Here is a 24637-nt window from a genome sequence, read left to right as displayed (position 1 = left end):
GTCCCGGGCTGCATTCCCACGCAGAGCATGGGAACGATCGGCGCTCTGTAGGTGGGAACAAAAAAGGCCTCGCATTTGCGAGGCCTTTTACTTGGGCTTCAATCTGTTCAACTTTGTGGCCTCAATCCTTGAGAAAGTCCGAACATGAACAGCAATAAGTCATGATCGGGTTGAGATGCCACGGGTGCCTTCGCAACGCGTGGCAACGGACAATGCGCGTCGCCATTCATTGAACTGAGGACTTGCGTGCGGGGCTGCTCCCATGCCGCCACCGCCAGTGAAGCAACTGCCAAGGCTCCTATTAAAAATACACCTCGTGCAATTTCGAGTTTCATTGCTATAAACCCTTGATAGCGCTGCCAAACGCCGTCTTGTAAAAGTAGACGAGTTTTTGCCAGTCCGTCGTGCCGAACGACGAGTGGCGACGCAGTTGCTTCATGTCATGAGAAGCCGCTTGCCGGGCGGTAAAACGCTGCCGACATTTCTCCAGATCGATCAAGGCCACTTCAATATTGGCAGCCTCGCCTTCGCCGGTGACGCGCACGAATACGTGCTTGATGTAGAGGCAGCTGTGCTGCCAGCGGCCCTTGTGCATCCGGGCCAGGTTCTCGGCCAGTTCCTTCAACACTCGATCATGCACGACCTCGCCATGACGCTCGCGACCACCGCCAGCGTACCAGTGCTCGATTTCCTCGAAGCCGTCCAGCGCCTTGGTGACCAGCAAGGCGCGCCATTTATGCACCGGATCGCGCTGTGCACCGCAGAACACGATTTCCGGAACGCGAACGTCGAGCAGGCCCAGGCCGATAAGTGCATCGCGCTCGCGCAGCACCGTCGGCCGACCGAATGGGTGCAGCAAGCTGCGATGGATATGCCCGGTCTGACGTTTAACGTAAAGCAACTGGCCATTGCTGCTCATGACGCGCTGCACGCCGCTTTCTCCGCCGCGACGGACGTTGGGTTCTTCTACCCATTCACCGCGCTGATTCCAGAAATAGTCGAAGCGGTCCTGAGGAGCGACGTCCGTTTCTGCTGCACATTGCACTGCCATTTTGTTACCTCTTGCGTAATACGTAGACCCGCCACATCGCATAGAGCGGTAAAAAGTCCAGTTGTTCCTGGATGCGAAAACCCGCCTGCTCAAATTCCTTTTCAACCGTAGCAGCCGGTAACACAAATCGATTTTGGTAACCCTCCTGCCCACGTGCTTTCTCGGCGCGTTTGCGTTTCCACGCTTTGAAATTGCCGTCCACCCACAGGGAAAGGACCACGCTATCGCGCGTGACGCGCTCGAATTCACGCAATATGGCCAGTCGATGCTCGGCTTCACCGATGTGATGGAGCAAACGCATGCAGAAAATGCTGTCGACGGCGTTATCAGGCAAGGCGATGTCGAATGCAGAAGTGTGCAAGGGTTGTACCCGTTTCACCACTTCGGCAGGTTGCGCCTGCATGGCAACCTTGAGCATGGATTCGGAGTTGTCGGCGCCAATGATCGCACGATTGGTTTTTTCCGCCAGCAATGGCCAGAAACGCCCCGCACCGCAGGGCAGATCGAGGATCAGCCCCGGCTCACCGACCGCCGCCAGCGCCTTGCGCGCCAGTTGCTCGTCACGCCAGTGTGACAGCCGGCGACCAAGGCCATCCTGGTGTTTACGCAGGTATCGTTGAGCGTGTTGGTCGTCGTACTTTTCGGAAAAATCCAGTTTGATCGGGCCAGCCATCACCAAGGTCTCCAGAGCTGCTGATGGCATTCACGATAGGTAGCGCCGTGTCAGCGACAGGTCATTCCTTTGTGAAAAAAACGTCATGTAAAACCTCAAATCATTTCGAGGTTTTGCAGGGTGCGAACAACAGCGCCCGGGCCAAGGCGGTGTAACAGGCCGATCAATTCATCTGCGACGGACACAGCTCCACTTCAAAACGACAACCATGGGGCTCCATGTTCGTCAGGCTGACGGTCCACCCCTGGTTTTCACAGATGCGCTGTACCAGTGACAACCCAAGCCCCAAGCCCTCACCGCGCTTCTCGTTGCCGCGCACGAACGGCTCGAACATCGCCTCGCGCTTTTCCTCGGGAATGCCTACGCCACTGTCCTCGACCATGAACCCCGTGGCAGTCAGCGTCAGGCGGATGAATCCGCGTTCGGTGTAATGCAGGGCGTTACGCAGCAAGTTGCCCATGACTGCATGCAAAAGGGTTGCGTTGTAGCACGTGTTGGCCGGATGACCCGGTTCAAAGATCAGCGCCAGCCCCTTGGCTTCGATCGGCTCGCGCCACTGGTTTAGCAGTCCATCGGCGACCTGGCTCAGGGTCTGCTGGGGCGACATGCTGGCGTCTTCGCGTTGTGCGCGGGCCAACATCAGGAAGGTTTGCACCAGTTCGCGCATCTCTTCGCAAGCGCGGGCGATGCGCTGGACCTGTGCACGTCCACGCTGATCGATACCGGGGTTTTCCAGCAGCAGCTCGCAGGAACTGGCCAGCACCATCAATGGCGTGCGCAGTTCGTGGCTGACGTCACTGGTGAACAACCGTTCGCGGGTCAACGCCTGGCGCAAGCGCCCGAGGGTGGCGTCGAAGGCCACGGCCAACTCGCCCACCTCGTCGGCGGCGTAATCCGGCGCCAGCGGGGGCGCAAGACCTAATAATTGATCACGGTGACGGACCTGACGGGCCAGGCGCACCACGGGCGCCATCACTTTGCGCGCCAGTACCCAGCCAAGAAACACCGCCAACGCCAGACTCAAGACGAAGCCCACCAGCACCACGGCAAACAGCACCCGCTCACGCTCTTCGAAATCGCTCTGATCCTGCAACAGCACATAATGTCGGCCATCGACGACTTCGACCATCGCGTGGTACGACAGCTGTTCGCGAAACACTTCGTGAAAGCCCGGGCCCAGGTGCCGCAGGTCCTTGGGAAGCTCGAAGTCGCCCGGCCCGCCGCTGAAATAGAACAGCTGGTCCGGCTCCGGACGATGGTTCCAGTCCATGACACTGTCCATCAGCAACAGCCGTTGCAAGTCGCCGCCCAGACCGGCCGAAATCAGTTTTTCTTCCACCAGGTGTACGGTCGCCACAATGCCCATTGCGAAGGCGCCGGCGACCAATGCGCTCATCAGCGCAAAGGCGATGATGATCCGTTGAGCAAGGCTCTGTTTAAACTCCATCTCGGCCCTCGGCCAAGCGATAACCCACACCGTGTACGGTTTGCAGCAACGGTTTGGCGAACGGCTTGTCGATCACCTGGCGCAATTGATGAACGTGGCTGCGCAGGCTGTCGCTGTCCGGGCAATCATCCCCCCACAGCGCCTCTTCGAGAATTTCGCGACGCAGTACATGCGGACTTTTTTGCATCAGCACGGCCAGCAACTTCAGGCCCACCGGGTTGAGTTTCAGCAGTCGCCCTTCGCGGGTCACTTCCAGGGTATCGAGGTCGTAGATCAGATCGCCGACCTGCAGGGTGCGGCGACCGCCACCCTGGGCACGGCGCATGACCGCCTCGATGCGCGCTGCCAATTCAGAGAGCGCAAAGGGTTTGATCAGGTAGTCATCGGCACCGGATTTGAACCCTTGCAGACGGTCGTCCAATTGATCGCGAGCGGTGAGCATGATCACCGGCGTGTCGCGGCGCGCGTCTTCACGCAGACGTTTGCACAGGGTGTAACCGTCGATGCCAGGCAGCATGACGTCGAGCACGATCAAGTCGTAATGCTCGGTGGCCGCCAGGTGCAAGCCTGACAAACCGTCCTGCGCGCAATCCACGGTATAACCCTTGAGCCCCAGGTAATCGGCCAGATTGGCCAGGATATCGCGGTTGTCTTCAACCAATAGAATTCGCATGGGTGTCTCCTGCGTACACAGTAACGGCCGTCTTGGCCCGCGCAGCTTAAGGCCAAGTGTGGCTGAGGGCTAGGACTGCGTGCGGTTGCATATTCAACCTATAAACCCGGGGCGCCTTTAACGACTTTTTCACTATCGATTCACACGTCGACGACAGGAACAGGCTCAAACTCCGCGCGGCTGCGTGTTCAGAACCTTTCATTGACCAAGGAATTGCCATGGTTTCGACTGCCGGTCGCCCCGCCTCCCGCCCGCTGAATTTCTGGGTGTGCCTGGGCGTTCCCGTCATCGCGGCGATCATTCTGATGCTGCTCGAACTGACGTCCTTGGACATGGACCTGGCCAAGCTGTTCTATGACCCGGTCGCGGGGGATTTCATCGGGCGGCACAGTTACTTCCTGGAAGACATCCTGCATGACCGCGCCAAGCAGGTGGTCATCGCCTTTTCGGTGTTGGCCATCCTCGGTTTCATCGCCTCCTTTTTCATCGACCGGCTCAAACCGATCCAACGGGAACTGGGCTGCCTGGTGTTATCTCTGGCGCTGGCGACCTCCTTTGTCACGCCAGTCAAAGCAGTGACGGCCGTCCAGTGCCCGTGGAGCCTGGAGCAGTTTGGCGGTCACGAAACCTATAGCGAACTGCTCAGCCCTCGCCCGCACACCGATAAACCGGGCCGTTGCTGGCCCGGCGGGCATGCAGCGACCGGTTTCACACTGTTTGCGCTGTTTTTTGTCCTGCGTGACCGTCGTCCGCGCCTGGCGCGCAAGGCGTTTGTGTTCGCTTTCACGTTGGGCACGGTGTTTTCCATCAGCCGGATGATGCAGGGAGCGCACTTCTTCTCGCACAACGTGTGGACGGCGATTTTCTGCTGGCTGATTTGTCTGGGGTCGTATTACTACATTCTTTATCGCCCAGCCTCGAAGGCTGAACGAGCAACCAAGGCGAAACCGGTAAACGCCTGATACACAGATCCAAATGTGACCGTTGTATCCCGGCAATAAAAAACCCCGCCTGCTTTCGCAGACGGGGTTTTTATGTACGGGGTAAGGCTGGCTTACATCATGCCGCCCATGCCGCCCATACCGCCCATGTCTGGCATACCGCCGCCAGCTGGAGCGTCGTCCTTGATCTCAGCGATCATGGCTTCGGTGGTGATCATCAGGCTGGCAATCGACGAAGCCGCTTGCAGAGCCGAACGAGTCACTTTTGCCGGGTCCAGGATACCCATTTCGATCATGTCGCCGTATTCGCCGGTAGCAGCGTTGTAACCGTAGTTACCCGAACCCTGCTTGACCTTGTCGACGACTACGCTTGGCTCGTCGCCGGAGTTGGCAACGATCTGACGCAGTGGCGCTTCAACAGCGCGACGCAGCAACTGGATGCCAACGTTCTGGTCATCGTTGTCGCCTTTGAGCTCGGAGATAGCCTGCAGAGCGCGAACCAGTGCCACGCCGCCGCCAGGTACCACGCCTTCTTCAACGGCTGCACGGGTAGCGTGCAGGGCGTCTTCAACGCGGGCTTTCTTCTCTTTCATTTCAACTTCGGAACCAGCGCCAACCTTGATCACTGCAACGCCGCCGGACAGTTTGGCCAGACGCTCTTGCAGTTTTTCACGGTCGTAGTCGGACGAAGTATCAGCCACTTGCTGACGGATCTGCAGAACGCGAGCCTGGATGTCAGCCTCAACGCCGGCACCGTCGATCACGGTGGTGTTTTCTTTGGACAGGATCACGCGCTTGGCATTACCCAGGTGTTCCAGGGTAGTGCTTTCCAGGCTCAGACCGATCTCTTCGGAGATAACGGTACCGCCAGTCAGAACAGCGATGTCCTGCAGCATGGCCTTGCGACGGTCGCCGAAGCCTGGAGCCTTGACGGCTGCGACTTTAACGATGCCACGCATGTTGTTCACAACCAGAGTCGCCAGGGCTTCGCCTTCAACGTCTTCGGCAACGATCAGCAGTGGACGGCCGGCTTTGGCAACGGCTTCCAGTACTGGCAGCATTTCGCGGATGTTGGAGATCTTTTTGTCGACCAGCAGGATCAGCGGACCGTCCAGCTCGGCGGTCATGGTCTCTGGCTTGTTGACGAAGTACGGGGACAGGTAGCCACGGTCGAACTGCATGCCTTCAACAACCGACAGTTCGTTTTCCAGGCCCGAGCCTTCTTCAACGGTGATCACGCCTTCTTTACCGACTTTTTCCATGGCTTCGGCAATGATGTCGCCGATGGAGCTGTCGGAGTTGGCCGAGATGGTGCCGACCTGAGCGATGGCCTTGGTGTCAGCGCAAGGCTTGGACAGGGCTTTCAGCTCTTTGACGATAGCGATGGTCGCTTTGTCGATGCCGCGTTTCAGGTCCATCGGGTTCATGCCGGCAGCGACGGCTTTCAGGCCTTCGTTGACGATCGACTGAGCCAGAACGGTAGCGGTGGTGGTGCCGTCGCCTGCGTCATCGTTGGCACGGGAGGCAACGTCTTTGACCAGCTGCGCGCCCATGTTTTCGAAGCGATCTTTCAGCTCGATTTCTTTGGCAACGGACACGCCGTCCTTGGTGATGGTCGGAGCGCCGAAGCTCTTCTCGATGATCACGTTACGGCCTTTAGGGCCCAGGGTCGCTTTTACTGCGTCAGCCAGGACGTTGACACCGGCGAGCATTTTCTTACGGGCGGAATCGCCAAACTTAACTTCTTTAGCAGCCATGATCGATATTCCTTAAATACTTTGTAGTAGCGGGAAAATGAGCGGGGAATCAGCCTTCGACAACGGCGAGGATTTCGCTCTCGCCAATTACCAGAAGGTCTTCGCCGTCGACTTTCACAGTGTTGCTGCCGGAGTACGGACCGAACACAACCTTGTCACCCACTTTTACGGACAGTGCACGCACTTCACCGTTGTCCAGCACTTTGCCTGGGCCTACAGCGAGGACTTCACCCTGGTTTGGCTTTTCAGCAGCCGAACCTGGCAGGACGATGCCGCCAGCGGTTTTCTTTTCTTCTTCGCTGCGACGGACGACGACGCGGTCATGCAGAGGACGAAGCTTCATTGTCGATCTCTCCTAATTGTGGTTTTCTTCGGCCGGTGTATTCCCGGCGGGTTTAACAAATCCGGCGGTGCCGGGTGCGGTTCGTCAAGCGAACCGCGGAAGTCTGTCTGGCGTGTTCGCCAGAAACCTTGCGGTGACCGTTACATAAGGGCGCGCAAGCTTATTACAAGGGCGAGGACGCAAATTTTTTCAGGTTGTTGCCCCACAAACGAACACGGCACCCGAAGGTGCCGTGCCAATGGTATGGATTACTTGGTATCGCGGTGTTCAAATTCGCCTTCGATCACGTTGGGCTCACGGCCCAACGGCTCGCGCGGGGCAGGACCGCCACGTGGCTGAAGGTCGTCGGCGAAGGCACGCTGACGGATTGCCGCCTCTTCGGCACGCTGGCGCATTTTATTGGCCAGCAGTCGACGAGAGATCGGCAGCAACATGATCAGACCCAGCACGTCAGTGACGAAGCCCGGCAGGATCAACAGACCACCCGCCAGTGCCAGCATCAAGCCTTCGAGCATGGTCTGGGCCGGCAACTCGCCGCGGTTCAGGCTTTCACGGGCACGCAACGCGGTTGCCAGACCAGCGATACGCAGCACGAACACACCGAGCATCGAGCCGAGAATGACCAGCAGCAGGGCCGGGAAAAACCCGATCGCCCCGCTGACCTTGACGAATACGAACAGCTCCAACACCGGAAACAGTACAAAGAGCAACAAAAAAGGGCGCATCAAATGGTTCCTCAACGCAAGAATGCCTTGCCAGTCTCCCCTAGATGACGTCGCCAATTCGTGAATTCAAGCGTCGGCCCCTTCATTTTTTGGCCAATGTTCGGCGTGAGCCAGGAAAACCAAGGCTTCGCGCACTTGTGTCGGCGTATTGCACGGCGCTTGAAACGGCAACCAATAGAGCCCCTGGCCAATGCGCAGGTGCATGCCTTCGGTGTCGATACCCGCCAGTTGCGCCGGCTCGGTTTTCGGCAGCCCCGCCAGTTCGACGTAATGGGCGATGGCTTTGGCGTGATCGGCATTCATGTGCTCGACCATGCTCGCTTCGGCTTTTCCGGCGAACGGGTTGGCCAGCGTTAACTGATCGACCCAGTGAATCGCACCGAAGCCGCCGATGTAACGGTGGCGTACCGGTTTGAGCACCCAGAAATCGAAATCATGAGCCTTGTGGTAGCTCTGCGAATCAGGGAAATAGCGGTAGTAACGCTCAGCCGCCGCGTCGATGGCGGCCTCGTCCTCGAGCTTTTCGGCTTCGGCGAGGTAGGTCAGGCGACCAACGGCTTGCACGTCTTCGGCCCCTCGCTCGCCCACGAACAGTGAGCATTTTGGATCTTTCTGCAGGTTGTGGGTGTGCTGGGCGATACGGCTGATAAGGATCAGCGGCCAGCCCTGTGCGTCCAGACAGTACGGAACCACGGAGCCAAACGGGAAACCGGGCATCGCCTTGGAATGCGTCGAGAGCACTCCACGGTATTCCTTGAGAAGCAATTCTCGGGCATTCTTGGCCGCTTCAACGCTCAATTTATGACTCCTTATTAGAATCCGTCAAAAAAACGGACAGGCGCCTGGGATAAGTTCCAGAGCGCTATCGGGGCAGTTCTCATGTGCAGCCAGGCCGCATCAGGTGCAGATCGAGAGGCTACTCTCTAAAAGGAAACCACACCTCTGACCTGCTATTGGGGCATGCGAATGCAACTCACTGACAAAGTAATCATTATCACGGGCGGTTGCCAGGGTTTAGGCCGTTCCATGGCCGAGTATTTCGCCGGTAAAGGCGCGAAGCTGGCGCTGGTGGACCTGAACCAGGAAAAGCTCGACGACACCGTCGCCGCTTGCAAGGCCAAAGGCGTCGAGGCTCGCGCTTATCTGTGCAATGTCGCCAATGAAGAGCAAGTGACGCATATGGTCGCCCAGGTGGCCGAAGACTTCGGTGCGATCCATGGCCTGATCAACAACGCCGGGATCCTGCGCGATGGCTTGCTCATCAAGGTCAAGGACGGCGAGATGACCAAGATGAGCCTGGCCCAGTGGCAGTCGGTCATTGACGTCAATCTGACGGGGGTGTTCCTGTGCACCCGTGAAGTCGCGGCCAAAATGATCGAGCTGAACAACAGCGGCACGATCATTAATATCTCGTCGATCTCCCGTGCGGGCAACGCCGGCCAGACCAACTACTCCGCCGCCAAAGCCGGTGTCGCTGCGATGACCGTGACCTGGGCGAAGGAATTGGCACGCTACGGTATTCGTGTGGCAGGCATTGCACCGGGTTTTATCGAAACAGAAATGACGCTGAGCATGAAGCCTGAGGCGCTGGAGAAGATAACGTCAGTGATTCCACTCAAGCGCATGGGCACGCCTGAAGAGATCGCCCATTCGGCGGCGTACATCTTCGAGAACGACTACATCAGCGGTCGGATTCTGGAGCTGGATGGCGGGTTGCGGATCTAAATCCCGACACAAAACAAATGTGGGAGCGGGCTTGCTCGCTCCCACAGGGGATTGCATTCCTTCAGCGAATTAATCGTCGCTGATGGTGATATTGGGCATCGCGGGCGATACCGCTTCCTGCAACACGATCCGCGCGCCGACATGGCGGGCCAGTTCCTGGTAAACCATTGCAATCGGGCTGTCGGGCTCGGCGATCACCGTTGGCTTGCCGCCGTCGGCCTGTTCGCGGATGGCCATCGCCAGCGGCAACGAAGCCAGCAGCTCGACGCCGTACTGGTTGGCCAGCTTCACACCACCGCCCTCACCGAACAGATGCTCGGCATGCCCGCAGTTGGAGCAGATGTGCACTGCCATGTTTTCCACTACGCCCAGCACCGGAATGTTGACCTTGCGGAACATCTCCACGCCCTTGCGTGCGTCCAGCAATGCCAGGTCTTGCGGCGTGGTAACGATCACCGCGCCGGCTACCGGGACTTTCTGCGCCAGGGTCAGCTGGATGTCGCCGGTGCCTGGCGGCATGTCGATGACCAGGTAATCCAGGTCGCCCCAGGCGGTTTGAGTGACCAGTTGCAACAAGGCGCCGGACACCATCGGTCCGCGCCAGACCATCGGCGTGTTGTCATCGGTCAGGAACGCCATGGACATGACTTCGACACCATGGGACTCGATCGGAATAAACCACTTCTGATCCTTGACCTGGGGCCGGGTGCCTTCAGGGATGCCGAACATGATGCCTTGGCTCGGACCGTAGATATCCGCGTCGAGAATCCCGACCTTGGCGCCTTCCCGGGCCAGGGCCAGGGCCAGGTTGGCGGCGGTCGTCGATTTACCCACACCGCCCTTGCCGGACGCCACGGCCACCACGTTCTTGACGTTGGCCAGCCCGGGGATTTGCGCTTGAGCCTTGTGCGCGGCAATGACACTGGTGATCTCGACGCGAGCGATGGTCACGCCGTCCAGCCCTTCAATGGCCATTTGCAGCAACTGCGCCCAGCCACTCTTGAACAGGCCGGCGGCATAACCCAGCTCCAGCTGGACGCTGACGCGATCACCCTGAATGTCGATGCTGCGAACGCACCCGGCGCTGACCGGGTCCAGGTTCAGGTAAGGGTCGGTGTATTGGCGAAGGACGGCTTCCACCGCTGCGCGATTGACGGCGCTCATGGGCAACTCCGATAGCAAGACTGGAAAATCAGGCGGGTATCCTAACCGTTCTACATCATAGACGGCATGCCCCACGATGATTTGTGGCAAACACATCCTGGTGGAGAGGGAGCTTGCTCCCGCTCGGCTGCGCAGCAGTCGTAATCAAGTTGATGCGATCCTTCTGTCGGAACCGGGTTACAGGGGTTGGGGCGGCTTCGCCACCCAGCGGGAGCAAGCTCCCTCGCCACAAAAGCCCACCTGCACCAAGCAAACTCATCACCACTCTTTTCAGAGGCGATGCATTCGGAAACAGGCCCGAAGGGTGAAAAATATACGCCAGCGCTTTATAGTGGCCGACCTCCGTTTCATCAAGTAGCCGAGCCCCATGTCCGAGCCACGCAAGATCCTCGTTACCAGCGCCCTGCCCTATGCCAATGGTTCGATCCATCTTGGCCACATGCTGGAATACATCCAGACCGATATGTGGGTGCGCTTCCAGAAGCACCGCGGCAATCAATGCATTTATGTCTGCGCCGACGACGCCCACGGTTCGGCCATCATGTTGCGCGCGGAAAAGGAAGGCATCACCCCGGAACAACTGATCGCCAACGTCCAGGCTGAACACAGCGCCGACTTTGCCGAGTTCCTGGTGGACTTCGACAACTTCCACTCCACTCACGCCGAAGAAAACCGTGAGCTGTCGAGCCAGATCTACCTGAAGCTGCGCGACGCCGGGCACATTGCCACGCGCTCGATCACTCAGTACTTCGACCCGGAAAAGAAAATGTTCCTGGCCGACCGCTTCATCAAGGGCACCTGCCCGAAATGCGGCACCGAAGACCAGTACGGCGACAACTGCGAAAAATGCGGTGCGACCTACGCGCCAACCGACCTGAAGGATCCGAAGTCGGCGATCTCCGGCGCCACGCCGGTGCTCAAGGATTCCCAGCACTTCTTCTTCAAGCTGCCGGACTTCCAGGAAATGCTGCAAGCCTGGACCCGCAGCGGCACCCTGCAAGAAGCCGTGGCGAACAAAATCGCCGAATGGCTGGACGCCGGCCTGCAACAGTGGGACATCTCCCGCGATGCGCCGTACTTCGGTTTCGAAATCCCCGACGAGCCGGGCAAATACTTCTACGTCTGGCTCGACGCGCCGATCGGCTACATGGCCAGCTTCAAGAACCTTTGCGACCGCACGCCGGAACTGGACTTCGACGCGTTCTGGGGCAAGGATTCCACCGCCGAGCTGTACCATTTCATCGGCAAGGACATCGTCAACTTCCACGCCCTGTTCTGGCCAGCCATGCTCGAAGGCGCCGGTTTCCGTAAACCGACCGGTATCAACGTACACGGCTACCTGACCGTCAACGGTCAGAAAATGTCCAAATCCCGCGGCACCTTCATCAAGGCCCGGACCTATCTCGACCACCTGTCGCCGGAATACCTGCGTTACTACTACGCGGCCAAGCTGAGCCGTGGCGTCGATGACCTGGACCTGAACCTCGAAGACTTCGTGCAGAAGGTCAATTCCGATCTGGTCGGCAAAGTCGTCAACATCGCCAGCCGTTGCGCCGGTTTCATCCATAAAGGCAACGCCGGTGTACTGGTAGCGGGCAATGCCGCGCCGGAACTGACCGAAGCCTTCCTCGCCGCAGCGCCGAGCATCGCCGAAGCCTACGAGGCTCGCGACTTCGCCCGCGCCATGCGCGAGATCATGGGCCTGGCCGACCGTGCCAATGCCTGGATTGCCGACAAGGCGCCGTGGTCGCTGAACAAACAGGAAGGCAAGCAAGACGAAGTCCAGGCCATCTGCGCCCTGGGCGTCAACCTGTTCCGCCAGCTGGTGATTTTCCTCAAGCCGGTGCTGCCGCTGCTGGCCGCCGACGCCGAGGCGTTCCTGAACGTCGCGCCGCTGACCTGGGACGACCACGCGACCTTGCTCAGCAACCATCAACTGAACGAGTTCAAACCGTTGATGACCCGTATCGACCCGGTAAAAGTGCAAGCCATGAGCGACGCCTCGAAAGAAGACCTGACCGCCAGCGCTACCGACACCGGCGACGCTGCACCTGCCGGTAATGGCGAACTGGCCAAGGATCCGCTGTCACCGGAAATCGAGTTCGATACCTTTGCCGCTATCGACCTGCGCGTCGCCCTGATCCTCAAGGCCGAACACGTGGAAGGTGCCGACAAACTGCTGCGCCTGACCCTGGACATCGGTGACGAGCAACGCAACGTGTTCTCCGGGATCAAGAGCGCTTATCCGGATCCGTCCAAGCTCAATGGTCGCCTGACCATGATGATCGCCAACCTCAAGCCCCGGAAAATGAAGTTCGGCATCTCCGAAGGCATGGTGATGGCGGCCGGCCCTGGCGGTGAAGAAATCTACCTGCTCAGCCCTGACAGCGGCGCCAAGCCAGGTCAGCGCATCAAGTAAGGCTCTGCAGTAAACCGATCCCACAGTCGTGCCTGGCGCGACTGTGGGTTTTTCATGTCTGGCCCACCCTCCGTCCTTGCCGGATAATGCCTAAGCTTTTTAGACCGCTCCGTTAAAAAGCCCCGTTCTTGCCGGCACGACCATGACCGAATTGCTTCTTACGCTTATCAGCACTGCCCTGATCAACAACCTCGTGTTGCACTGGCCGCTGGGCGTCGATCCGCTGCTGGGCAACGAGCATCGGCAAGTTCACGCATTGGGCCTTGCGACCACGTGTTTGATGCTGATCGTCGGCACGCTGGGCTACGCGGCCTACCGTTGGTTGCTGGTCCCGCTGGAGCTGACGTCGCTGCGCCTTTTTGTCTTCCTGCCATTAAGCGTTCTGCTGATTGGCCCGCTGCTGAAAGTGCTTTCCCGGTCACTTCCAAAATTTGCGTTCAATGGCCTCTGGCCCCTGCTGCTGGGCAACGCCGGCGTACTCGGCTTGACGCTGCTCAATGCTCAGGACGACAAAGGCTTCTTCCACGCCGTGGCCCTGAGCCTGGGCGCCGGGCTGGGATTCTGGCTGGTACTGAGCCTGTTCAGTGACTTGCGCCAACGCACCCTCGAAAATGATATCCCCCTGCCCTTTCGCGGCCTGCCCATCGACCTGATCGGCGCTGGACTGATTGCAGTGGCCTTTCTCGGATTCAGCGGACTGATCAAAACATGAGTCTGATTCAACGCATCGACGCCCTGTTGCCGCAGACCCAATGCGGCAAGTGCGGCCACCCCGGATGCAAACCGTACGCCGAAGGCATTGCCAACGGCGAACCGATCAACAAGTGCCCGCCAGGCGGCAGCGAGACCATCGCGGCCCTGGCCGAACTGTTGAAAGTGCCGGTGCTGGAACTGGACGTCAGTCGCGGTTCGGCCCCGGCGCAGATCGCCTATATTCGTGAAGCGGAGTGTATTGGTTGCACCAAGTGCATCCAGGCATGCCCTGTGGATGCCATTGTCGGCGCGGCGAAATTGATGCACACGGTGATCATCGATGAATGCACCGGTTGCGACTTGTGCGTGGCGCCCTGCCCGGTGGATTGCATCGAGATGCGGCCATTGCCGCTGGACACGGTGCTGCCGGTTGTCGGCGGCCTGGCGTTCAGCCTTGAGGAGCAACGCGCCCGGACAGCCAAGCGCAATCACGCACGGCAGCGATTCGAACAGCGCAATGCTCGCCTGCGTCGCGAAGAAGAACAGAAAATCGCCGAGCGTCAGGCCCGGGCCCAGCGCGCCGCCCAGCACAGTGAGGTAGCGACACTCGACCCGGTTCAAGCCGCTCTTGAGCGTGTCCGTGTACAGACGGCAGCCAATGCCGATGCGGCGTTGAAAAAGGCCAAGATCGATCTAGCGATGAGTCGGGCGCAACTGAACAAGTCACTCAAGGCGTTCGGGCATCCGCCGACCTTCGAACAGCAGTCGCAACTGATCGTCTTGCAACAGCAATTCGAGGCTGCCGAACAGGCGTTGGCGAAACTGGAAAGCACTGCACAACCCGCCCCGGCGCCCGTCGTTCCGGCGAAAAATGCGCAGCTGAATCGGGCAAAGATCCAGTTGGCCATGCGCCGCACCGAACTCAAGAAAGCCCAAGCCAGCGAAGCGCCGGCTGAGAAGATTGAAGCCCTGGAACTGGCGGTCAATGAAGCCGAGCGTCAGGTGGATGCCTATGCCGCCCCTTGAATCGGTCGATGAGCGCCTTCAGCAAGCCATGAAGCTGGTATTGCTGGCCACCGTGCCGGGGCTGCTGGTGTTTTTCTGGCTGTATGGCTGGGGCGTGTTGATCAACCTGGTTCTGACGGGTGTTACCGCACTGGCCGTTGAAGCGGCCGTGTTGCGCTTGCGCAAGCAGGCGCTCAAGCCAACCTTGAGCGACGGCAGCGCACTGGTCAGCGCGACGCTGTTGGCGCTGGCCCTGCCGCCGTATTGCCCGTGGTGGCTGACGGTCTTCGCCGCAGCGTGCGCGATGGTATTTGGCAAACACCTGTACGGCGGCGTTGGCAAGAACCCGTTCAACCCGGCAATGCTGGGCTTCGCCCTGGTGCTGGTGACCTTTCCCCAACAGATGACCCTCTGGCCGTCGTCCCATGGACTGGACCTGATCGGCGGTTTGCAGCAGGTGTTCGGGTTCAGCCTCAGCCAGGCTCCGGATGCCTGGGTCCAGGCCACGGCGCTGGACAGCCTGCGGATCAACAAAAGCCTGACGATGGATGAACTGTTTACCGCCAACCCGGCGTTCGGTCATTTCGGCGGCCGAGGCATGGAATGGGTCAACCTGGCCTTTCTGGCGGGCGGTGCGTTTCTGCTGCAACGACGGGTGTTCAGCTGGCATGCGCCGGTCGGCATGCTCGCCAGCCTGTTCATCATCAGCCTGCTGTGCTGGAACGGCTCAGGCTCCGACTCCCACGGTTCGCCGCTGTTTCATCTGCTAACTGGCGCGAGCATGCTGGGCGCATTCTTCATCGTCACGGAACCGGTGTCCGGCGCAAAAAGCCCCAGCGCGCGACTGCTGTTTGGCGTGGGCGTCGGGCTGCTGACGTATCTGATTCGTACCTGGGGTGGCTATCCGGACGGCGTCGCCTTTGCCGTCCTGTTGATGAACCTCTGTGTGCCGGCGCTGGAGCGGTTTGCCGCTTCCAGACTGGAACGGGGTGCGCCATGAGCCGGACGTCGAGTGTTGTGATCCTGGTGGTGCTGGCAGCCTTGGGGATTGGCGCGACTTACCTCGTGCAGCACACCAGCGCGCCGCGCATTGCGGCCGAACAGCGCCTGATCGACAGTCGTAACCTGCTGGACTTGCTCCCTGCTGGAAGCTACGACAATCAGCCGCTGGACCAACCACTTGCCCTGGAAAATACCGGGTTGGCCAACAGCACGCTGCTGGGTGGCTACCTGGCGACCAAGACAGGCCAGACCAGCGCGGTGTTGCTGCGCAGCCAGACCCTGGGTTACGAAGGTTCCATCGAATTGCTGATCGCTATCGGCGCAAACGGCAAAGTGCTCGGCGTCAAAACGCTGAGGCAATCGGAAACTCCGGGGCTGGGCGGTCGACTCGCCGACTGGCCCAATACCTGGCTTCAGGCTTTTTCCGGAAAGTCCCGAAGCGAACCTTCCGACAATGGCTGGGCGTTGAAAAAGGATCAGGGGCAATTCGATCAAATGGCGGGGGCGACCATCACTTCGAGAGCGGTCATCAACGCTATCCATGACGCGTTGCGCTATTTCGACGAACATCAGCGACAGTTGATTGGGAGCAGCACTCATGAATAAGTCCTCGACGCTGCACAATTCACTGATGCTTGCGCCGCTGATCGGTGCCACGGATTCATTGGTGTCCGCCCTGGGCTTGTGGATGATGTTCATCGTGGCGATCAGTGCCTTTGGAGTGAGCATGGGCGCCTTGCGACCCCGACTTGTCCCAGAGACACGTCTGCTTGCCAGCATCCTGCTGGCCGCCGCACTGACCAGCTGCATCGAACTCGCCGCGCAAGTCTGGTCGCTGCAATGGCACCAGCATGTTGGGTTCTATGCAGGGTTGATTGCCTTGCAATGCGTTGTGCTGGAACACACCGGTTTTCACCAGAGTACCTGGCGTGATCGCCTGCGCCTGAGTGGCCTGTTCGGCGCGTTGATGGTGGGCCTTGGCTTGCTGCGCGAACTCATCGGCAGCGGGACACTCGGCAGCCATCTGCCATGGCTGGCAGGCACCGCACAAACGGACTGGCAAGGCTGGGTGCTCACTGCCGACGGCGGCTTGCGCCTGGTCACCCTGGCCCCTGGCGGATTCATACTGCTGGGACTGCTGATCGCCGCACGTCAAGCCTGGACCCGCTCGACGCCTTCACACTGACCGCCTTCGAGGAAATTCACTGCCCATGAATGCCGCAAAACGCCTGGAAATTTTTCGCCGATTTCACGAAGACAACCCGGAGCCGAAGACCGAACTGGCCTACTCCTCGCCGTTCGAATTGCTGATATCCGTGATCCTCTCGGCGCAGTCGACCGATGTCGGCGTCAATAAGGCCACCGCCAAGCTCTACCCGGTAGCCAATACACCGGCTGCAATTTATGCCTTGGGGGTCGAGGGACTGTCGGAATACATCAAGACCATCGGCCTGTTCAACAGCAAAGCGAAAAACGTGATCGAGACCTGTCGCTTACTGATCGAACGTCATGGGGGCGAAGTGCCGCAAACCCGTGAAGAGCTGGAGGCGTTACCCGGCGTCGGCCGCAAAACTGCCAACGTGGTGCTCAATACCGCATTCCGCCAGCTGACCATGGCCGTGGACACGCATATTTTCCGGGTCAGCAACCGTACCGGCATTGCGCCAGGGAAAAATGTGGTCGAGGTTGAACAAAAACTGATGAAGTTCGTGCCGAAGGAATACCTGCTGGATTCCCATCACTGGCTGATCCTCCACGGACGCTACGTTTGCCTTGCCCGCAAGCCTCGCTGCGGCAGTTGCCGGATTGAAGATTTGTGCGAATACAAGCACAAGACGTCGGACGATTGAGGCGCTATTAGGTTTTTTGATTTATCGATTGAAAAAATCTTTTTTACCCGCCGGGAGATTATCGATATAAGGAGCGCCAAAGGCAGCCTTAGCCTGGAGTAACACTATGAGCACTGGCAAAGAGCAATTGGACGTAGAAGACGACTTCACCCCTGTTGAGGCTGATGATGCTGAACCGGTGGTTGAAGTGGCGAAGACCAACCTGAGCAAACGCCGTACCATCGATAACCTGCTGGAGGAGCGCCGACTGCAAAAGCAATTGGCCGATTACGATTTTGACCTATGACACCTAAAAGCCTCCCGAAACGGAGGCTTTTTACTAAGTGTCGCCGCTGGATCCCCCTCGCGCCTCGTCAAACGCCGAGGCGGTCACACCAGACCATTGCGTTGAGCCAATTCGATCAGGTCGACCAGGGAGCGGGCATTGAGCTTCAACAACAGACGAGTCTTGTAAGTGCTGACGGTCTTGTTGCTGAGGAACATTCCGTCGGCGATTTCCTTGTTGGTCTTGCCTCGAGCCAATTGCTGCAAAACCATCATTTCCCGTCCCGACAGTCGATCGACCATATCGGCTTCACTGGCGTTCCCCAAACTTGAACGCACAGTATGCAAGGCTTGATTCGGAAAGTAACTGTAGCCCGACAATACTGCCTTTATTGCACTGAGCAACTCAGTGAGATCTTGTTGTTTGCAAACATACCCGGCGGCACCGGATTGCATGCAGCGCATTGAAAAATGCCCTGGCGCCTGGGAAGTTAATATCAGCACCTTCATGGGCATTGCTGTCGAGGTCAGACGCGCGATGACTTCCAATCCATCAAGTTTCGGTATTCCAATATCCAGGATGACAATATCCGGCATATGCTCACGGGCAAGTTGCAACGCATCCACGCCATTGTCTGTCTCTGCAATGACTTCGTAGCCATGACGTTCCATTAGCATACGCACCGCAAGACGAATGACAGGGTGATCATCCACGATCAGCACTTTATTCATGGGCAAGTCCAATTTCGCTGTTCGAATTTTTAGAGCCCGCACAATAGCCTAGTCGTTTCCCCCATGGCATGCCGCCCCCCTCGGCCACCCACACCGAGAGACATTCCCTACAGATATTAGGGAATTGTCTTACAAATTTTCAGAAAATATCGTGAGAGGAAAAATTTTATCAACCTGAAAACATTTCGATTATCCGCAATTTTTTTGTTTCCATTTACAACCAGAAACCTGAACAAGAGGATTCGCCGCAAGCGATCAAACGAACTCTGGCTATTGAGCTACCCTTAAAAGTAACTGATATTTACCACTTTCGATTTTACCCGACAAAAACCACATAAAAAGGAACAAGAAAAAAATCACACAAGGCAACACTTAAAAAATACATTTAACGCAACACTACTTAAAACACCAGGAACAGAGATACCCGACCCGCATACAATAACGCTACTATCATACTATTCAAACCCAACACTAAAAGGAGTTCCGCGCCAACATAAATTCCAACTATTCGTTATAAATATCAAACTAAAAACACTAATCAATCGAGAAAAGATAATACTTCCATGAGCAGAAAACATGAACAAACAAAAGAAAAAAATCATAAACCCCATGACAGTCATTGCGATATTCGCCGCCATTTCTGAAACATCCGCCGCCGTCTCGCTGCCCTTTCTAGACAATAAGGAGCGGGAACTCTATGTCTGGTTCCTGATCAGTTTTCCTTTTTATTTGCTTTTTCTTTTCTTCGCCACACTAAACTTCAACTACCGGTCGCTGTACGCGCCCTCCGATTACAGCAAGGGAAAGCAATTTATAAAAGTGATGGACAATGCTGAACGTGGTCAGCGGCCCGATAACCTGAAGGACCCTCCCCCCCGAATCGATATTCATTCGGGCCTTTCGGCTCTTCAGCACGTGAGTCTGGCCGAGCAGTTGCAAAACCTGCACATCGTCGATGCGCGGTGGCTAAACAAGAAAACGGAATTCGGCGCCTGGATCGAAAAAAACCGGCACCCACAGGGAAGTCCTGCACAAGTGATCATATTTCTCACTTGTACTGAATCAGAGGCACTACTGAAGGAAAGCGCAACCAAGCAATCAAGACAGGCAAAAAATCGCAACGGCTCAACACTTTGCATTGCCTACAATTTGAATTCACGCGGTCTGACGATTCTTGATCATTCTTTTTACCTGACACGCAGCAGGTAACGCTTGAAGAGCATTCAGAAAGAGGAATCAGAAGGAAGGTATTACAGAGACAAAAAGAGCGCTGAACATGATGTCCGCAGGAAAATCCCCCTATTCAGAAATTGTGGCCTTGTCACCGACAAGGCCACAACTCTACGGTTTCAAAGGTCTCAGAAAAGCTTCCGGCCTTTGTTCGCCGCAATACGCATGCGCAACGCGTTGAGCTTGATGAAGCCCGCCGCGTCGGCCTGGTTGTAGGCGCCGCCATCTTCTTCGAAGGTCGCAATATTGGCATCGAACAACGATTCGTCGGACTTGCGACCAGTGACGATCACGTTGCCCTTGTACAGCTTCAGGCGCACAACGCCGTTCACGTGAGCCTGGGACGCATCGATCATCTGTTGCAGCATTAGACGCTCAGGGCTCCACCAGTAACCGGTGTAGATCAGGCTGGCGTATTTAGGCATCAGCTCGTCTTTGAGGTGAGCCACTTCGCGGTCCAGGGTGATCGATTCGATCGCTCGGTGGGCGCGTAGCATGATGGTGCCGCCTGGGGTTTCGTAGCAGCCGCGGGACTTCATGCCCACGTAACGGTTCTCGACGATGTCGAGACGGCCGATACCGTGTTCGCCACCGATACGGTTCAGGGTCGCCAGCACGGTAGCCGGGGTCATTTCGACGCCGTCCAGTGCCACGATGTCGCCGTTGCGGTAGGTCAGTTCCAGGTATTGCGCTTTATCTGGAGCCTTCTCCGGGGAGACGGTCCATTTCCACATGTCTTCTTCGTGCTCGGTCCAGGTGTCTTCCAGCACGCCGCCTTCATAGGAGATGTGCAGCAGGTTGGCATCCATCGAGTACGGGGATTTTTTCTTGCCGTGACGCTCGATCGGGATGTTGTGCTTTTCAGCATAATCCATCAGCTTTTCACGGGAGAGCAGGTCCCATTCGCGCCACGGAGCAATCACTTTCACACCTGGTTTCAAGGCGTAGGCGCCCAGTTCGAAACGAACCTGGTCGTTGCCCTTGCCGGTGGCACCGTGGGAAATGGCATCCGCGCCGGTTTCGTTGGCGATTTCGATCAAGCGCTTGGCGATCAACGGACGAGCGATGGAAGTACCCAGCAGGTACTCGCCTTCGTAAACGGTGTTGGCGCGGAACATCGGGAAAACGAAATCGCGCACGAATTCTTCGCGCAAGTCGTCGATGTAGATCTCTTTCACGCCCATGGCCTGTGCCTTGGCGCGTGCAGGTTCGACTTCTTCGCCCTGACCCAGGTCAGCGGTGAAGGTCACGACTTCACAGTTATAAGTATCCTGCAGCCACTTGAGGATCACCGAAGTGTCCAGGCCGCCGGAATACGCCAGAACGACCTTGTTTACGTCCGCCATGCCATCACTCCACGGGGTTCTACGGAAAGCCGCCAAGTCTACCGCTCATGCAGGGCAATTTACAGAGGCGCGACAGCTTATGACGACGAAGCGACAGATTATGTCGAGTGAGCGACGAAAACAGCGGGTTCAGGAGGTCGAGGCGGCGCTCGCCGATGCCGTGGCCTGAGGGGCCGGTTTCTCGGTGGGCGCAACCCGCGCGAGGTGCACGTTGACCCGACGGTTCTTCGCCCTGTTAGCGGAGTTGGTATTGGGCGCCAATGGATAACGCTCACCATGAAAACGCACGGTGATCTGCGACTCCTGAATGCCGTTGGCCTTGAAGAATTCCATGACTGCCAGGGCCCGACGTCGCGACAAATCCCGATTGGTCAGGCGGTTGCCGCTGTTATCGGAGTGGCCATCGAGCTCGATGTGGTTGACCGTCGGATCAGCCTTCATGAACTCCAGCATCACTTGTAATTGCGCCTTGGCCTGCGCGTCCAGATCCATGCCTTCGCCGGGGAAGCCAATCTGCGACTGTTTAACCTGCTCGAAATTCTTCGGCAGCAGCTTCGCCACGCAGCCCTGATAATCATTAAATGCCTGGCTGAACTTGACGGGCAACAGACGCACTTCTGACACTCGACCATCGCCCGAGTGATGTCGAACGACCGGACTGCGACCATCCAACAGGCCACTGATCAAGCGGCCGGCCTGAACTTGCGAGCTGTTGAACAACACATTGCCGCTGCCAATTCGCACAGAACCGAGGTTGATGTCGCCGCGCCCCGGCTGCCAAGGGGCAGCCGCCGCCAGCAGGGTGGCCGAACCACCGCCGATCATCGCGTTATATGCCTTCAGACGGAACGTCGCTTGCTCACCCGCACGGCGCACGAACTCACCCGAACCAAAATCAGTGATCGGCTGAGTCAGACGACATTCGAACTTGTCTCCTTCGACCGTCCACTCAATGCTCTCCAGACGGGTCTGGAAAGTGAGCGCCATCGCAGGAAGGCTGGCAAACACACTGAGCAAGGCTAAATAACGCTGGCGCACGGGAGGCTCCACTGGCTTCTACAACAAAAAGACCGACACACAGATGTTTACGGCATACCTGTTGGATATCGGAAGCTTCCTGCAAAACTTGATAGCGAGTGCCTGGAAGAGTCTTTTCCGGTAGCATTCCCCTCAGTTTGACCCGCCTGGAATCCCCTCATGTCCGACCGCCTGACCCTGCTGCGTCCCGACGACTGGCATATTCATCTTCGCGATGGTGCTGTGTTGCCCAATACAGTCGCGGATGTGGCGCGCACCTTCGGGCGCGCCATCATCATGCCCAACCTGGTACCTCCGGTGCGTAACACCGCTGAAGCCGACGGCTATCGCCAGCGGATTCTCGCTGCACGCCCGGCTGGCAGCCGCTTCGAACCGTTGATGGTGCTGTACCTGACCGACCGCACCCAGCCCGAAGAAATTCGCGAGGCCAAGGCCAGCGGCTTCATTCACGCCGCCAAGCTGTACCCGGCCGGCGCGACCACCAACTCGGACTCTGGTGTCACCAGCATCGACAAGATTTTCCCTGCACTCGAGGCCATGGCCGAAGTCGGGATGCCCTTGCTGGTTCACGGTGAAGTCACCCGTGGCGATGTCGACGTGTTCGATCGCGAAAAAATCTTCATCGATGAGCACATGCGTCGTGTGGTCGAGCGCTTCCCTAGCCTCAAAGTGGTGTTCGAACACATCACCACCGCCGACGCCGTGCAGTTCGTCAACGAGGCTTCGGCCAATGTAGGCGCGACCATCACCGCGCATCACCTGCTGTACAACCGCAACCACATGCTGGTGGGCGGGATTCGGCCGCACTTCTATTGCCTGCCGATCCTCAAGCGCAACACCCATCAGGAAGCCCTGCTCGACGCCGCCACCAGCGGCAGCGACAAGTTCTTCCTCGGCACCGACTCGGCGCCCCATGCCCAGCACGCCAAAGAAGCCGCTTGCGGCTGCGCCGGTTGCTACACCGCTTATGCAGCGATCGAGATGTATGCCGAAGCCTTCGAACAGCGCAGCGCGCTGGACAAGCTCGAAGCCTTCGCCAGCCTGAACGGCCCGCGTTTCTACGGCCTGCCGGTGAACACCGATCGCATCACCCTGGTCCGCGAAGAGTGGACCGCCCCAACCAGCCTGCCATTTGGCGAGCTGACCGTAATCCCGCTGCGCGCCGGTGAAAAACTGCGCTGGCGCCTGCTGGAGGAACACGCGTGAGTGAAGACCATTTCGACGACGAACAGGACGGTCAAGGCGGCGGAGGTGGTTCGCGCCACCCGATGGCTGAGCGCTTCCGTGGATACCTGCCCGTTGTTGTCGACGTTGAAACCGGTGGTTTCAACTCTGCCACTGACGCCTTGCTGGAAATTGCCGCAACCACTATCGCCATGGATGAAAAAGGGTTTGTGTATCCCGATCACACCTATTTCTTCCGCGTCGAGCCTTTTGAAGGCGCGAACATTGAAGCGGCCGCGCTGGAGTTCACCGGGATCAAACTCGACCACCCGCTACGTATGGCGGTGAGCGAAGAAACGGCCCTGACCGATATTTTCCGCGGCATCCGCAAGGCCCTGAAAGCCAATGGCTGCAAACGGGCGATTCTGGTCGGGCACAACAGCAGCTTCGACCTGGGTTTCCTCAACGCCGCTGTCGCGCGTCTGGACATGAAACGTAATCCGTTTCACCCGTTCTCAAGCTTCGATACCGCGACCCTGGCCGGTCTGGCTTATGGCCAAACCGTGCTGGCCAAGGCCTGTCAGGCCGCCGATATCGACTTCGACGGTCGTGAGGCCCACTCGGCTCGCTACGACACCGAGAAGACCGCCGAGCTGTTCTGCGGCATCGTCAATCGCTGGAAACAAATGGGCGGCTGGGAAGACTTCAACGACTGATCCCGGTCGCTGGATTTATCCCGCCCATAAAAAAACCGGCCTCTACGGCCGGTTTTTTTATGCCTCAAACGTACCTTACAGCGCAGCAGCGTGCTCGGTCAGGTAAGCCGCAACACCTTCGGTGGAAGCGGTCATGCCTTTGTCGCCTTTTTTCCAGTTGGCAGGGCAAACTTCACCGTGCTCTTCGTGGAATTGCAGTGCGTCGACCAGACGAACCAGCTCTTCGATGTTACGGCCCAGCGGCAGGTCGTTGATGATCTGCGAGCGGACAACGCCTTTGTCGTCGATCAGGAACGCACCACGGAAAGCTACGCCGTCAGCGGACTGAACGTCGTAAGCCTTCATGATTTCCTGCTTGATATCGGCAGCCATGGTGTAACGGACCTGGCCGATACCACCATTGTTGACCGGGGTGTTGCGCCAGGCGTTGTGGGTGAAGTGCGAGTCGATCGAAACGGCGATCACTTCAACGTTGCGTGCCTTGAAGTCAGACATGCGGTTGTCCAGAGCGATCAGCTCGGACGGGCAAACGAAGGTGAAGTCCAGTGGGTAGAAGAACACCAGGCCGTATTTGCCTTTGATGGCCGACGACAGGGTGAAGCTGTCTACGATTTCGCCATTGCCGAGTACAGCCGGTACGGTGAAGTCAGGGGCTTGTTTGCCTACGAGTACGCTCATT

The 24637-nt window shown here is 58.0% G+C and carries 27 protein-coding genes; 13 read left to right on the top strand and 14 right to left on the bottom strand.

Translation table 11 applies throughout. From position 1 onward, the window contains the following. Positions 1 to 107: 107 nt before the first annotated feature. The 5 genes from ACQ4OB_RS12725 to colR all read right to left on the bottom strand — a co-directional run bounded on the left by ACQ4OB_RS12725 (position 108) and on the right by colR (position 3844). Positions 108 to 335, bottom strand: a complete 228-nt coding sequence (locus tag ACQ4OB_RS12725; protein ID WP_074874053.1) for a hypothetical protein — start codon at positions 333 to 335, stop codon at positions 108 to 110. Positions 336 to 337: 2 nt separating this feature from the next. After that, positions 338 to 1051 carry a lipopolysaccharide kinase InaA family protein gene (locus tag ACQ4OB_RS12720; protein ID WP_074874052.1) on the bottom strand — a complete coding sequence of 238 codons (714 nt, stop codon included), beginning with the start codon at positions 1049 to 1051 and terminating at the stop codon, positions 338 to 340. Positions 1052 to 1055: 4 nt separating this feature from the next. Beyond that, the gene (locus tag ACQ4OB_RS12715) at positions 1056 to 1724 is read right to left on the bottom strand and encodes a class I SAM-dependent methyltransferase (protein WP_074874051.1); all 669 of its coding nucleotides are present in this window, start codon (positions 1722 to 1724) and stop codon (positions 1056 to 1058) included. Positions 1725 to 1887: 163 nt separating this feature from the next. After that, positions 1888 to 3171, bottom strand: coding sequence for a sensor histidine kinase (locus ACQ4OB_RS12710; RefSeq protein WP_074874050.1), 1284 nt, complete (start codon positions 3169 to 3171; stop codon positions 1888 to 1890). After that, complete coding sequence (colR, locus tag ACQ4OB_RS12705; protein WP_074874049.1) at positions 3161 to 3844, bottom strand: two-component system response regulator ColR; 684 nt, start codon at positions 3842 to 3844, stop codon at positions 3161 to 3163. The genes ACQ4OB_RS12710 and colR overlap by 11 nt, the downstream gene beginning before the upstream one ends. Positions 3845 to 4062: 218 nt before the next feature. Here colR and ACQ4OB_RS12700 point away from each other — a divergent pair, with 218 nt between their 5' ends. Further along, positions 4063 to 4806, top strand: a complete 744-nt coding sequence (locus tag ACQ4OB_RS12700) for a phosphatase PAP2 family protein (RefSeq protein ID WP_430955775.1) — start codon at positions 4063 to 4065, stop codon at positions 4804 to 4806. Positions 4807 to 4898: 92 nt separating this feature from the next. Here the strand turns inward: ACQ4OB_RS12700 and groL are convergent, their stop codons facing one another. The 4 genes from groL to ACQ4OB_RS12680 form a co-directional block, all read right to left on the bottom strand. After that, positions 4899 to 6542 carry a chaperonin GroEL gene (gene groL, locus ACQ4OB_RS12695; RefSeq protein ID WP_074874047.1) on the bottom strand — a complete coding sequence of 548 codons (1644 nt, stop codon included), beginning with the start codon at positions 6540 to 6542 and terminating at the stop codon, positions 4899 to 4901. A 49-nt stretch (positions 6543 to 6591) separates the two neighbouring features. Then, the gene (locus tag ACQ4OB_RS12690) at positions 6592 to 6885 is read right to left on the bottom strand and encodes a co-chaperone GroES (RefSeq protein WP_007948593.1); all 294 of its coding nucleotides are present in this window, start codon (positions 6883 to 6885) and stop codon (positions 6592 to 6594) included. Positions 6886 to 7133: 248 nt separating this feature from the next. Beyond that, the gene (locus ACQ4OB_RS12685) at positions 7134 to 7610 is read right to left on the bottom strand and encodes an FxsA family protein (RefSeq protein WP_008155548.1); all 477 of its coding nucleotides are present in this window, start codon (positions 7608 to 7610) and stop codon (positions 7134 to 7136) included. 66 nt (positions 7611 to 7676) lie between these two features. After that, positions 7677 to 8408 carry a HugZ family protein gene (locus ACQ4OB_RS12680; protein WP_076028461.1) on the bottom strand — a complete coding sequence of 244 codons (732 nt, stop codon included), beginning with the start codon at positions 8406 to 8408 and terminating at the stop codon, positions 7677 to 7679. 168 nt (positions 8409 to 8576) lie between these two features. Here ACQ4OB_RS12680 and ACQ4OB_RS12675 point away from each other — a divergent pair, with 168 nt between their 5' ends. Beyond that, entirely contained in the window at positions 8577 to 9335 is a 759-nt protein-coding gene (locus ACQ4OB_RS12675; RefSeq protein ID WP_076028462.1) for an SDR family oxidoreductase, read from the top strand. A gap of 69 nt (positions 9336 to 9404) precedes the next feature. On the opposite strand, the gene apbC is transcribed toward ACQ4OB_RS12675, so the two are convergent. Then, positions 9405 to 10499 (bottom strand): iron-sulfur cluster carrier protein ApbC, encoded by a 1095-nt coding sequence (gene apbC, locus ACQ4OB_RS12670; protein ID WP_074874044.1) that lies wholly within the window; start codon positions 10497 to 10499, stop codon positions 9405 to 9407. Between the two features lie 367 nt (positions 10500 to 10866). Here apbC and metG point away from each other — a divergent pair, with 367 nt between their 5' ends. The 8 genes from metG to ACQ4OB_RS12630 all read left to right on the top strand — a co-directional run bounded on the left by metG (position 10867) and on the right by ACQ4OB_RS12630 (position 17754). Beyond that, positions 10867 to 12918 carry a methionine--tRNA ligase gene (gene metG, locus ACQ4OB_RS12665; RefSeq protein WP_074874043.1) on the top strand — a complete coding sequence of 684 codons (2052 nt, stop codon included), beginning with the start codon at positions 10867 to 10869 and terminating at the stop codon, positions 12916 to 12918. Between the two features lie 142 nt (positions 12919 to 13060). Beyond that, positions 13061 to 13630, top strand: coding sequence for an electron transport complex protein RnfA (locus ACQ4OB_RS12660; protein WP_102615642.1), 570 nt, complete (start codon positions 13061 to 13063; stop codon positions 13628 to 13630). Continuing rightward, a complete protein-coding gene (gene rsxB, locus ACQ4OB_RS12655; RefSeq protein WP_430955774.1) occupies positions 13627 to 14637 on the top strand; it encodes an electron transport complex subunit RsxB in 1011 nt (336 codons plus the stop codon). The genes ACQ4OB_RS12660 and rsxB overlap by 4 nt, the downstream gene beginning before the upstream one ends. Then, positions 14624 to 15616, top strand: a complete 993-nt coding sequence (locus tag ACQ4OB_RS12650) for an RnfABCDGE type electron transport complex subunit D (RefSeq protein WP_074874040.1) — start codon at positions 14624 to 14626, stop codon at positions 15614 to 15616. The genes rsxB and ACQ4OB_RS12650 overlap by 14 nt, the downstream gene beginning before the upstream one ends. Next, on the top strand, positions 15613 to 16224 hold the full coding sequence (locus ACQ4OB_RS12645; protein WP_074874039.1) for an RnfABCDGE type electron transport complex subunit G: 612 nt from the start codon (positions 15613 to 15615) through the stop codon (positions 16222 to 16224). The genes ACQ4OB_RS12650 and ACQ4OB_RS12645 overlap by 4 nt, the downstream gene beginning before the upstream one ends. Then, entirely contained in the window at positions 16217 to 16804 is a 588-nt protein-coding gene (locus ACQ4OB_RS12640) for an Rnf-Nqr domain containing protein (protein ID WP_102615644.1), read from the top strand. Before ACQ4OB_RS12645 ends, ACQ4OB_RS12640 begins: the two co-directional genes overlap by 8 nt. 25 nt (positions 16805 to 16829) lie before the next feature. Then, positions 16830 to 17468 carry an endonuclease III gene (gene nth, locus ACQ4OB_RS12635; protein ID WP_074874037.1) on the top strand — a complete coding sequence of 213 codons (639 nt, stop codon included), beginning with the start codon at positions 16830 to 16832 and terminating at the stop codon, positions 17466 to 17468. A gap of 106 nt (positions 17469 to 17574) precedes the next feature. After that, positions 17575 to 17754 carry a PA3496 family putative envelope integrity protein gene (locus ACQ4OB_RS12630; protein ID WP_007898493.1) on the top strand — a complete coding sequence of 60 codons (180 nt, stop codon included), beginning with the start codon at positions 17575 to 17577 and terminating at the stop codon, positions 17752 to 17754. Positions 17755 to 17837: 83 nt separating this feature from the next. On the opposite strand, the gene ACQ4OB_RS12625 is transcribed toward ACQ4OB_RS12630, so the two are convergent. Beyond that, the gene (locus ACQ4OB_RS12625) at positions 17838 to 18464 is read right to left on the bottom strand and encodes a response regulator transcription factor (protein ID WP_008155570.1); all 627 of its coding nucleotides are present in this window, start codon (positions 18462 to 18464) and stop codon (positions 17838 to 17840) included. A 576-nt stretch (positions 18465 to 19040) separates the two neighbouring features. Here ACQ4OB_RS12625 and ACQ4OB_RS12620 point away from each other — a divergent pair. Continuing rightward, positions 19041 to 19673, top strand: coding sequence for a hypothetical protein (locus ACQ4OB_RS12620; RefSeq protein WP_074874036.1), 633 nt, complete (start codon positions 19041 to 19043; stop codon positions 19671 to 19673). 149 nt (positions 19674 to 19822) lie between these two features. On the opposite strand, the gene ACQ4OB_RS12615 is transcribed toward ACQ4OB_RS12620, so the two are convergent. Together ACQ4OB_RS12615 and ACQ4OB_RS12610 are read right to left on the bottom strand one after the other, a co-directional pair. Continuing rightward, positions 19823 to 21040, bottom strand: a complete 1218-nt coding sequence (locus tag ACQ4OB_RS12615) for an argininosuccinate synthase (RefSeq protein ID WP_007898502.1) — start codon at positions 21038 to 21040, stop codon at positions 19823 to 19825. A gap of 129 nt (positions 21041 to 21169) precedes the next feature. Beyond that, positions 21170 to 22078, bottom strand: a complete 909-nt coding sequence (locus tag ACQ4OB_RS12610) for a flagellar protein MotY (protein WP_074874035.1) — start codon at positions 22076 to 22078, stop codon at positions 21170 to 21172. 159 nt (positions 22079 to 22237) lie between these two features. On the opposite strand from ACQ4OB_RS12610, the gene pyrC reads away from it, so the two are divergent. Both pyrC and rnt read left to right on the top strand, forming a co-directional pair. Continuing rightward, the gene (gene pyrC, locus ACQ4OB_RS12605; protein ID WP_430955773.1) at positions 22238 to 23284 is read left to right on the top strand and encodes a dihydroorotase; all 1047 of its coding nucleotides are present in this window, start codon (positions 22238 to 22240) and stop codon (positions 23282 to 23284) included. After that, positions 23281 to 23958 (top strand): ribonuclease T, encoded by a 678-nt coding sequence (gene rnt, locus ACQ4OB_RS12600; RefSeq protein ID WP_008155580.1) that lies wholly within the window; start codon positions 23281 to 23283, stop codon positions 23956 to 23958. The genes pyrC and rnt overlap by 4 nt, the downstream gene beginning before the upstream one ends. A 75-nt stretch (positions 23959 to 24033) precedes the next feature. Here the strand turns inward: rnt and ACQ4OB_RS12595 are convergent, their stop codons facing one another. Beyond that, complete coding sequence (locus tag ACQ4OB_RS12595) at positions 24034 to 24636, bottom strand: peroxiredoxin (protein WP_008155583.1); 603 nt, start codon at positions 24634 to 24636, stop codon at positions 24034 to 24036. Between the last annotated feature and the right edge of the window lies 1 nt (position 24637).

The sequence above is a fragment of the Pseudomonas sp. ES4 genome (assembly GCF_050586665.1).
In the GTDB taxonomy this organism is placed as follows: Bacteria; Pseudomonadota; Gammaproteobacteria; order Pseudomonadales; family Pseudomonadaceae; genus Aquipseudomonas; species Aquipseudomonas frederiksbergensis.
This window is presented reverse-complemented; position numbering and strand designations above follow the sequence as displayed.

What these genes read in the sequence shown, in the direction of transcription:
- ACQ4OB_RS12645 (WP_074874039.1), top strand. Translation starts at nt 15,613, where the DNA reads ATGAGCCGGACGTCGAGTGTTGTGATCCTGGTGGTGCTGGCAGCCTTG.
- rsxB (WP_430955774.1), top strand. Translation starts at nt 13,627, where the DNA reads ATGAGTCTGATTCAACGCATCGACGCCCTGTTGCCGCAGACCCAATGC.
- ACQ4OB_RS12715 (WP_074874051.1), bottom strand. Translation starts at nt 1,724, where the DNA reads ATGGCTGGCCCGATCAAACTGGATTTTTCCGAAAAGTACGACGACCAA.
- ACQ4OB_RS12685 (WP_008155548.1), bottom strand. Translation starts at nt 7,610, where the DNA reads ATGCGCCCTTTTTTGTTGCTCTTTGTACTGTTTCCGGTGTTGGAGCTG.
- ACQ4OB_RS12710 (WP_074874050.1), bottom strand. Translation starts at nt 3,171, where the DNA reads ATGGAGTTTAAACAGAGCCTTGCTCAACGGATCATCATCGCCTTTGCG.
- groL (WP_074874047.1), bottom strand. Translation starts at nt 6,542, where the DNA reads ATGGCTGCTAAAGAAGTTAAGTTTGGCGATTCCGCCCGTAAGAAAATG.
- nth (WP_074874037.1), top strand. Translation starts at nt 16,830, where the DNA reads ATGAATGCCGCAAAACGCCTGGAAATTTTTCGCCGATTTCACGAAGAC.
- colR (WP_074874049.1), bottom strand. Translation starts at nt 3,844, where the DNA reads ATGCGAATTCTATTGGTTGAAGACAACCGCGATATCCTGGCCAATCTG.
- ACQ4OB_RS12640 (WP_102615644.1), top strand. Translation starts at nt 16,217, where the DNA reads ATGAATAAGTCCTCGACGCTGCACAATTCACTGATGCTTGCGCCGCTG.
- ACQ4OB_RS12615 (WP_007898502.1), bottom strand. Translation starts at nt 21,040, where the DNA reads ATGGCGGACGTAAACAAGGTCGTTCTGGCGTATTCCGGCGGCCTGGAC.
- ACQ4OB_RS12700 (WP_430955775.1), top strand. Translation starts at nt 4,063, where the DNA reads ATGGTTTCGACTGCCGGTCGCCCCGCCTCCCGCCCGCTGAATTTCTGG.
- ACQ4OB_RS12675 (WP_076028462.1), top strand. Translation starts at nt 8,577, where the DNA reads ATGCAACTCACTGACAAAGTAATCATTATCACGGGCGGTTGCCAGGGT.
- ACQ4OB_RS12625 (WP_008155570.1), bottom strand. Translation starts at nt 18,464, where the DNA reads ATGAATAAAGTGCTGATCGTGGATGATCACCCTGTCATTCGTCTTGCG.
- pyrC (WP_430955773.1), top strand. Translation starts at nt 22,238, where the DNA reads ATGTCCGACCGCCTGACCCTGCTGCGTCCCGACGACTGGCATATTCAT.
- ACQ4OB_RS12650 (WP_074874040.1), top strand. Translation starts at nt 14,624, where the DNA reads ATGCCGCCCCTTGAATCGGTCGATGAGCGCCTTCAGCAAGCCATGAAG.
- ACQ4OB_RS12620 (WP_074874036.1), top strand. Translation starts at nt 19,041, where the DNA reads ATGAACAAACAAAAGAAAAAAATCATAAACCCCATGACAGTCATTGCG.
- ACQ4OB_RS12595 (WP_008155583.1), bottom strand. Translation starts at nt 24,636, where the DNA reads ATGAGCGTACTCGTAGGCAAACAAGCCCCTGACTTCACCGTACCGGCT.
- ACQ4OB_RS12660 (WP_102615642.1), top strand. Translation starts at nt 13,061, where the DNA reads ATGACCGAATTGCTTCTTACGCTTATCAGCACTGCCCTGATCAACAAC.
- ACQ4OB_RS12630 (WP_007898493.1), top strand. Translation starts at nt 17,575, where the DNA reads ATGAGCACTGGCAAAGAGCAATTGGACGTAGAAGACGACTTCACCCCT.
- ACQ4OB_RS12725 (WP_074874053.1), bottom strand. Translation starts at nt 335, where the DNA reads ATGAAACTCGAAATTGCACGAGGTGTATTTTTAATAGGAGCCTTGGCA.
- ACQ4OB_RS12720 (WP_074874052.1), bottom strand. Translation starts at nt 1,051, where the DNA reads ATGGCAGTGCAATGTGCAGCAGAAACGGACGTCGCTCCTCAGGACCGC.
- apbC (WP_074874044.1), bottom strand. Translation starts at nt 10,499, where the DNA reads ATGAGCGCCGTCAATCGCGCAGCGGTGGAAGCCGTCCTTCGCCAATAC.
- metG (WP_074874043.1), top strand. Translation starts at nt 10,867, where the DNA reads ATGTCCGAGCCACGCAAGATCCTCGTTACCAGCGCCCTGCCCTATGCC.
- ACQ4OB_RS12690 (WP_007948593.1), bottom strand. Translation starts at nt 6,885, where the DNA reads ATGAAGCTTCGTCCTCTGCATGACCGCGTCGTCGTCCGTCGCAGCGAA.